Source organism: Simplicispira piscis, assembly GCF_054783455.1.
This window is the reverse complement of record NZ_BAAGQN010000010.1, coordinates 1-7,927: the sequence shown is the minus strand read 5'-3', so window position 1 is coordinate 7,927 and position 7,927 is coordinate 1. Positions and strand designations below refer to the sequence as shown.

Here is a 7,927-nt window from a genome sequence, read left to right as displayed (position 1 = left end):
CACGGTTGAAAAGCTGGTTGAGCCGGGGCATGAGTTTTTTGGGCGCTGCCGGGTCGAGAAAGCCGATGGCGGTAAGCGCCTGTTCCCAGTGCGCCAGCATGCCCGCCACCTGGGCGGCATCGGCCAGCGTCGCCGTGGGCGTAGCCTCCTGCACACCAAAACCACCCAGGGCCTGGCGCCATTCGTAGGCCACCACCTGGATGGCCGCCCCCAGGTTGAGCGATCCAAAGCCGGGATTGGTGGGGATGGACAGCGCCACATGGCAGCGGTACACGTCTTCATTGGTCATGCCAAAACGCTCGGAGCCAAACAGGAAACCGATGCCAGCCTCGCCAGGCGACTCCGTGTTTTCTTGATTCATTTTGGCCTGCAGAGCTTTACCATCAAGCGCTGGCAGCTCCTTTTTCAATAGCATTTCAAAATGCGTACGCGGCGCGCGCGTGGGCGGGCCAAAGTCGCGCGGCGTCATGGCCGTGGCGCACAGGTGGCTGATGCCGTCCAGCGCCTCGTCCAGCGTTTCGACGATGCGCGCGTTGTGGAGCACGTCCAGGGCTCCGCTGGCGCGCTGGATGGTCTCCTCGCGCCGCAGCACATTGGGCCAGCGCGGGGCAACCAGCACCAGGTCGTCAAAGCCCATGGTTTTCATGGCGCGGGCGCAGGCGCCCACGTTGCCGGCATGGCTGGTATGGATCAGGATAAAACGGGTCTTCATGGGCGCGCAGGCACAGTCGATGGTGGGGGCGGGTAAAATACCGGGCTTATTGTCGCCGCCCGCATCGCCAGGCTGCGATATTTTCTGTTCCTGGCCCGCGCAACCACGCCACAAGCCGTGTTGCGCACACCTGCACAATCTATGTCGTCCAACCTGCACCCCATGCTCAACGTGGCCATCAAGGCCGCCCGCGCCGCCGGCGCCATCATCAACCGCGCGGCCCTGGACGTGGAGGCAGTGCGCATCTCGCAAAAGCAGATCAACGACTATGTCACCGAGGTGGACCACGCCAGCGAGGCGGCCATCATCGAGACGCTGCTCACAGCCTACCCCGGCCACGGCATCCTGGCCGAAGAGTCGGGCAACCAGCATGGCGCCAAGGATTCGGAGTTTGTCTGGATCATCGACCCGCTGGACGGCACCACCAACTTCATCCACGGTTTTCCCGTCTATTGCGTGAGCATTGCCCTGGCCGTGCGCGGCAAGATCGAGCAGGCCGTCATTTTCGACCCCTCGCGCAACGACCTGTTCACCTCGACCAAGGGACGCGGCGCCTACCTGAACGAGCGCCGCATCCGCGTGAGCAAGCGCACCCAACTCAAGGAGTGCCTGGTCTCGACGGGCTTCCCGTTCCGTCCGGGTGACAACTTCAAGAACTATCTGAGCATGATGGGCGACGTGATGCAGCGCACCGCCGGCCTGCGCCGCCCCGGCGCGGCCGCGTTGGACCTGGCCTATGTGGCCGCCGGTTACACCGATGGTTTCTTCGAGACCGGCCTGAATATCTGGGACGTGGCGGCCGGTTCGCTGCTGGTGACCGAGGCGGGCGGCCTGGTGGGCAACTTCACGGGCGAGTCTGATTTTCTGGAACAGAAGGAATGCCTGGCAGGCAGCCCCCGCATTTACGGGCAGCTGGTGCAAATCCTGGGCAAGTACAGCAAGTTCGCCGGTGCGGGCGACAAGGCCGCACTGCGCCAAGCGGCGCAAGAGCCCACTGCAGAAGATGCTGCGGAAGTGCCTGCCAGCAGCGCAACCGACACCAGCGCCCCCGAAGACGACGCCCACGTCTGATCTGGCGGGCTGCGCGTAGCCCTGTTCAGTCCGGGTACTTCAACGCGATGTCGCGAAACTCTTCTGCGATATCGATGAAGGCATCCACCACATCGGGGTCGAATTGCGTGCCCCGCCCCTTCACAATAGCGCTGCAGGCCTGTTCGTGCGTGCTGGCGCTTTTGTAGATGCGCCGGCTGATGATGGCGTCGTACACATCGGCCAGCGCCATCAGGCGCCCGGGCACGGGGATGGCATCACCCGCCAGGCACAGCGGGTAGCCCGTGCCGTCCCAGCGCTCGTGGTGGCAGCAGGCCATGTCCTTGGCCACGTTCAAAAACCGTACCCGCATGCCCAGGCGGCGCTCGGCACCCTCGATGGCCTTGCGGCCCAGCAGGGTGTGTTCTTTGACGACCTCGAACTCGTGGTCGGTCAGTTTGCCGGGTTTAAGCAGGATGTGGTCCGGGATACCAATCTTGCCAATGTCGTGCAGTGGCGCTGATTTGTAGATCAGATCGATCATCTGGGTGTTCAGCACAGCCTCGAAACGCGGGTGCGTGCTCAGCCGCTCGGCCAGGGCTTTCACGTAGAGCTGCGTGCGCCGGATGTGGTTGCCCGTTTCATCGTCGCGCGTTTCGGCCAGCGACGCCATGGCCATCATGGTGACGTCCTGCAGAGCCTGCACTTCGAGAGTGCGCAGGGTCACTTCGCGTTCCAGGTACGCGCTCTTGTCGCGCAGGAAATCAGCCGTGGCCTTGAGTGCCAGGTGGGTCTGCACCCGCGCCAGCACAATGGGCGGGCTCATGGGCTTGGTGATGTAGTCCACCGCGCCCAGCTCCAGGCCCAGGCGCTCGTCGTCGCGGTCGGCGCGTGCGGTCAGGAAGATGACGGGAATGTCGCGCGTGGCTGCCGACGCCTTGAGCTGGCGGCACACCTCGTAGCCGTCCATCTCCGGCATCATGATGTCGAGCAACACCAGATCGGGCACGGGATCAGTCTGCGCGGCCTTGAGCGCACGCGCCCCGCTGTTGGCCACCTTGACGCGGTAATGATCACCCAACAATTCGGACACCAGCACCAGGTTGTCTGGCGTGTCGTCTACCACCAGCACGGTGGGCGTCTGGCGGTTGCGCCAATCGACAGGTAGATCCTGCATTTCTTCACGCTGCATGGCTGCTCCCTTTTCGGCTGTGCCCGGTGGGGTGCCCAGGCCTCTGCGGTGGTTGTGCCAGCCACCCGGTCAGGGCGGCCAGCGCGGGCTCGAAATCAAACTGATCGATAGGGCCTTGCACGCCCGCCAGCGCCGGACCCAGCGCCTGGGCCAGCAGTGCCGCATGTTCCCGGACAAAACTGCGGGCGGCCGGGTCGTCGCGCTGCAAGAGCAGGTGCAGCTGCGCGACCGCCGCATGCGCCTGCTCATGGGGCGCGCAGGGGGCCTCGTTGCTGTGCTGCGTCTCAGCGGCCTGCGCACTATGCCAGGCCAAGAGCGGTTGCACCAGCGCATCCAACGCCGTGCGCAGCGTGTCCAGCAGGGAGTGGACTTCGTCAGAGGACATGGCGACCGGGCTGCGCAGGCCATCTTCCAGACGAGCGGCAGCATCTTGTAAGGCGATGGCTCCCACGGTGCCCGCCAGGCCGCGCAGGGTATGTGCGTCGCGCGCCGCCTGTTCCTGGTGGCCCTGTGCCAGGGCTTGCGCAATGCGCTCCGCCACGCCTCCCTGGCTGTCCATGAAGCGGTGGAGCAACTCGGCATAGAAGGCGGGCCGGCCCAGGGCATTGCGCAGGCCCTGGGTCATGTCGAGCTCCGGCAGGGGGGGCGGCAGCAACCCATCGGGCAGCGGGCCACGCTCAGCGCGCAATGCGGGGGCGGCCAGCGCACTGGACGCCGAGGCCGCAATCCAGCGCTCAAGGGTTTCCCACAGCCGCTCAGGAACAATCGGTTTAGCCAGGTGGTCGTTCATGCCGACGTCCAGGCAGCGCTGGCGGTCGACGTCCAGGGCGTTGGCGGTCATGGCGACAATCGGCAGCTTTGCCAGGCGCGGGTCGGCGCGCAGCTGGCGCGTGGCCTCCAGGCCGTCCATCACGGGCATCTGCATGTCCATCAGCACCAGGTCGTAGGGTTGGCTGCGCGCCAGGTCGACGCCTTGCTGGCCATCGGCGGCCACATCCACCTGCACACCCGCTTCCTGCAACAGCTCGCGGGCGACCTGCTGGTTGAGTTCGTTGTCCTCCACCAGCAGCACGCGCGCGCCCTGCAGCACCGGGCAAGCCTGCGGTGCGCTGGCCGGTTGTGCCGCATCGTCCGGCAATAGCTGGCCCAGCACCTGCATGAGGGTGTCGAACATGACCGAGGCGCTCACGGGCTTGATGAGCACCTCTTCGATCCCCTGGCGCTGCGCCGAGCGCAGCACATCCTCGCGGCCAAAGGCGGTCACCATGACGCGGTGAGGCAAGCGGGGCAGACTCAATTCACCAATGCGCCGCCCGAGCTCCAAGCCATCCATACCGGGCATCTGCCAGTCGAGCACCACCAGGTCAAAAGGCCGCTCCTGCGCAGCCGCCTGCTGCACAGCCTCCAGCGCCTGGGCGCCGGAATGCACCTGCTGCACATCAAAGCTCATGGACTGCAGCATCTCGGCGATCACCGTAGCGGCATGGGCGTTGTCGTCCACCACCAGCACGCGCAGGCCGCGCAGATCGGGCGCTGGCAACAAGGGCCGCGCAGGCGCACCCCGCTGCAGCGGCACGGTAAACCAGAAGGTGGAGCCCTGCCCCAGCTGGCTGTGCACGCCTACCTCGCCGCCCATCAGTTCGGCCAGACTTTTGCTGATGGCCAGGCCCAGACCGGTGCCGCCATAGCGGCGCGTGGTCGAGGTGTCGGCCTGCTGAAAGCTCTGGAACAGGCGCTCGATTTGATCGGCAGCGAGGCCAATGCCCGTGTCGCGCACCTCGAAGCGCAGGAGCACCTGGTCACCCTGCTGCTCCTGCATGCGCACCACGATGCCCACGTCGCCGCGCTCGGTGAACTTGATGGCGTTATTGGTGTAATTGATGAGAATCTGCCCGATGCGCAGGGCATCACCCACCAGATTGGGCGGCACATCGGCCGCCACATCGCAAATCAGTTCCAGCCCCTGCGCACTGGCCTTGTGGCTGATGACGTCCACCACGCCACCCAACACCTGGTCGAGTACAAAGGGACATGTCTCGATATGCAGCTTGCCCGCCTCGATCCGCGAGAAATCAAGAATATCGTTGATCACGCCCATCAGGTGCTGACCGGCCTGCTGGATTTTGCTCACGTAATCGTACTGGCGTTGATTGAGCCCTGACTTGAGCGCCAGGTGCGACATGCCAATGATGGCGTTCATGGGCGTGCGGATTTCATGGCTCATGTTGGCCAGAAAATTGGACTTGAGCGCCGTCGCCTCCTCGGCCAACTCCTTGGCACGGCGCAGTTCCTCTTCTGCGTGCTGGCGATCGGTAATGTCGGCAAAGGTCCCGATGACCCCGCCCGGCGCACCATCGGGCCGGCGAAAACCCTGCAACCAGAAAAGCGTGCGGTGCATCTGGCCATCGGCATAGGGCATGTCCACCTCACGGTGCACCGCTTCAGTGCCATGCAGTGCAGCGATGGCATCCGCCTGAAACAGGTTGCGCTTATCGGCAGACAAGTGTTCCAGGCTCTGCACGGTCTTGCCCAGATAATCCTCACGCCGAATGCCAAATGCCTGCTCGTAAGCCCGGTTGAACCCCAGGTAGCGGCCCTGCTCGTCTTTGTAGAAGATAGGCACAGGAATGGTGTCCATCAGCACATGCTGGAATTGCACCTGGGCCGCCACCTGCTCTTCGAGCTTCTTGTAGGCGTCGATGTCCACGTTGACGCCAACGATGCGTTCGGCTTTGCCTGATGCATCGCGCAGGATGTGGGCCGTGCAGGCATACCAGCGCACACCGCCTTCAAAACGCTGCAAACGCCAGGCGTCGTGGAAACTGCTGGCATTGCCCTGCAGCGCTGCCTCCATGCGCGCCATGGCCGTAGCGACGTCTGCCGGCCACAGGCGCTCTTGCCAGGTGGTTCGCCAGTTTTCAAACACCCGCTCGGTAATGCCCTCCACGCCATCGACTTTCTGGCGCCAGATGCAGCGCCCGGTGCGCAGGTCGATGTCAAACACACTGGTTTTTCCCGCCTCCTGCACCAGCTCCAGGCGTTCGCTTGTCTCGCGCATGACCTGCTCGGCAAGGCGGGCCTCTGTCACGTCCTCAATCACCCACAGCGCGGCGCTGGCGTGGCCATCGACCTGCACAGCACGGCCCGACATGCGTACCTCGATCATCTGGCCATCAAGCCGCTGCACCCACCAATGCTCGCGCACCTGCAAGCCCTGCGCAAGCTGCGGTCCCACGCGCGCAGCGAATGCCGCATGCTGCTCCAGGCTGCCAAAGAGCATGCTCACACGCTGGTTCTGCAACTGGGCAGATGTACCTCCCACCAGGGCGATAAAGGCCGGGTTGAAGAGATGCATGACACCGTCACACGACAACAACACGGGCGGCGCACTGTCAAAAATGGCGTTCTGCTGCTCCAGCAGCTCCTTGAACCTGCGCTCGCTGCGCTGCAGCTTTTCCTGCTCGCGCATGCGCTGCGTCACCTCCTCATGCAAACCCACCATGCCCACACAAACGCCGCGCGCATCGAGCACGGGCGAAAGCGTCGCCTCCTCGTGGTATTCGGTACCGTCCTTGCGCCGGTTGATAAAGTGCCCCTTCCAGGAGTGGCCCGTCACAACGGCCGCCCACATCTCGCTGAAGGTTTCCATTGGCGTCTTGCCGCTGGCCAGCAGCGAGGGTTTTTGGCCCCGCACCTCGTCCAGGCGATAGCCTGTATTGCGCTCAAACTCGGGATTGACCCATTCGATCGTGCCCTGGGCATCGGTCACCACCACGGCCAGCGGGCTGTTCTCCAGCGCAGCGCCCAGCACCAACAGGCGCTGCTGCGTGGCCACCATGCGGGCCCGATTGCGCAGCAGCTCGAGCACCAGCATGCCCAGCAGGGCCAGCAAGGCAAAGGCCACGCCGCCATAGCGCCAACGATCGGGCAGCGGCATCACTTGCGACACATCTTCCAGCACCACCAGCGACCAAGCCCCGCCCGGATCGCTCCAGTCCACCACACGGCGCTGCACGGCATGCTGCACGCCGTCCATCAGCACCTCGGGCGACAAGGGTGAGAACGGCAGGGCCGAGGCGACCCCGTTGTCAAAATGGTGGCCAAACTGGCGCAGCCGTGCGATGTCGTCAATGCGGCTCTGGGTCAAAGGGGGCGCCACGGCATACATCCACTCCGGGCGGGTGGCTGAGATGACCACGCCTTGGGGCGACAGCAACAGGGTGGGCAAACCGGTGTGCGCCAGCAAGGCATCAATGGGCGCAAACGGCATCTTGAGCATGACCACGCCCAGTACGGGCGTCTGCGCGCTGGCCCCGGCATACAAAGGCGCTGCCACGTACAGGCCCCGTTCGTACGTGTGCGAGCCAAGGGCGGCATACACATTCACCCGGCCTTGCATGGCCTGCTGAAAATACGGACGAAACGCCACATCGGTACCAGTGGAATGGGACCCGGTCGTTTCGTGCGCCACGATGATTCCATTGGCGTTGATGACATAAGCGCCGTCCAGCCCAAAACGCTCCCGCGCTGTGGCAAGGGCTTCGAGCGCCGCTGGCGCATCGGGCACCTGCACGCCTTGCGCCACGGCCTTGAGTGCCGGCTCAGTCAGGCCCATGAGCGCAGCCGCTCCCACCAGTGGGCCCCGGGTGGTTTGCTCATCCAGGGCAGCACCCGTTTGTTCGAGCACCTTCTGCCGCTGCACCTGCCGCTCGTCCAGGCGCTGGTTCTGCAGCACATCGACCACCAGTACCGCGCCGGCCAAAGACAGTGCCAGCACGACCAGCACTCCACTCAGCCAGGAGATGCGCTGCTTCGGGGCGTCGCCCATCAACATAGGCAACTCCTGAGGGAATCGCACAGCGTAGCCGTTGCGGCCTTAGATCGTGCCATCGGCCAGCGCCTCCACATCCGAGGCAGGTCCAGGCCGCCCAAACAAAAACCCCTGGAACTGCTCGCAGCCATGCAGCCGCAAGAACCCCAGCTGCCCCGCCGTC

Annotated in this window: 4 protein-coding genes; 1 reads left to right on the top strand and 3 read right to left on the bottom strand. The window is 64.6% G+C overall.

All coding sequences use genetic code 11. The annotated features are described in order from the left end of the window. On the bottom strand, window positions 1-712 hold a 712-nt coding region (locus ACYVOC_RS06210; RefSeq protein ID WP_461161201.1), incomplete at its 3' end, for an RNA methyltransferase. A gap of 141 nt (window positions 713-853) precedes the next feature. On the opposite strand from ACYVOC_RS06210, the gene ACYVOC_RS06205 reads away from it, so the two are divergent. Continuing rightward, complete coding sequence (locus ACYVOC_RS06205; protein ID WP_461161200.1) at window positions 854-1,783, top strand: inositol monophosphatase family protein; 930 nt, start codon at window positions 854-856, stop codon at window positions 1,781-1,783. Between the two features lie 25 nt (window positions 1,784-1,808). Here the strand turns inward: ACYVOC_RS06205 and ACYVOC_RS06200 are convergent, their stop codons facing one another. Beyond that, a complete protein-coding gene (locus ACYVOC_RS06200) occupies window positions 1,809-2,933 on the bottom strand; it encodes a response regulator (RefSeq protein WP_116003434.1) in 1,125 nt (374 codons plus the stop codon). Further along, complete coding sequence (locus ACYVOC_RS06195) at window positions 2,923-7,767, bottom strand: response regulator (RefSeq protein WP_461161199.1); 4,845 nt, start codon at window positions 7,765-7,767, stop codon at window positions 2,923-2,925. Before ACYVOC_RS06195 ends, ACYVOC_RS06200 begins: the two co-directional genes overlap by 11 nt. Window positions 7,768-7,927: the final 160 nt, after the last annotated feature.

Coding starts and splice junctions, on each gene's coding strand:
- ACYVOC_RS06205 (WP_461161200.1), top strand. CDS start 854: ATGTCGTCCAACCTGCACCCCATGCTCAACGTGGCCATCAAGGCCGCC.
- ACYVOC_RS06200 (WP_116003434.1), bottom strand. CDS start 2,933: ATGCAGCGTGAAGAAATGCAGGATCTACCTGTCGATTGGCGCAACCGC.
- ACYVOC_RS06195 (WP_461161199.1), bottom strand. CDS start 7,767: ATGTTGATGGGCGACGCCCCGAAGCAGCGCATCTCCTGGCTGAGTGGA.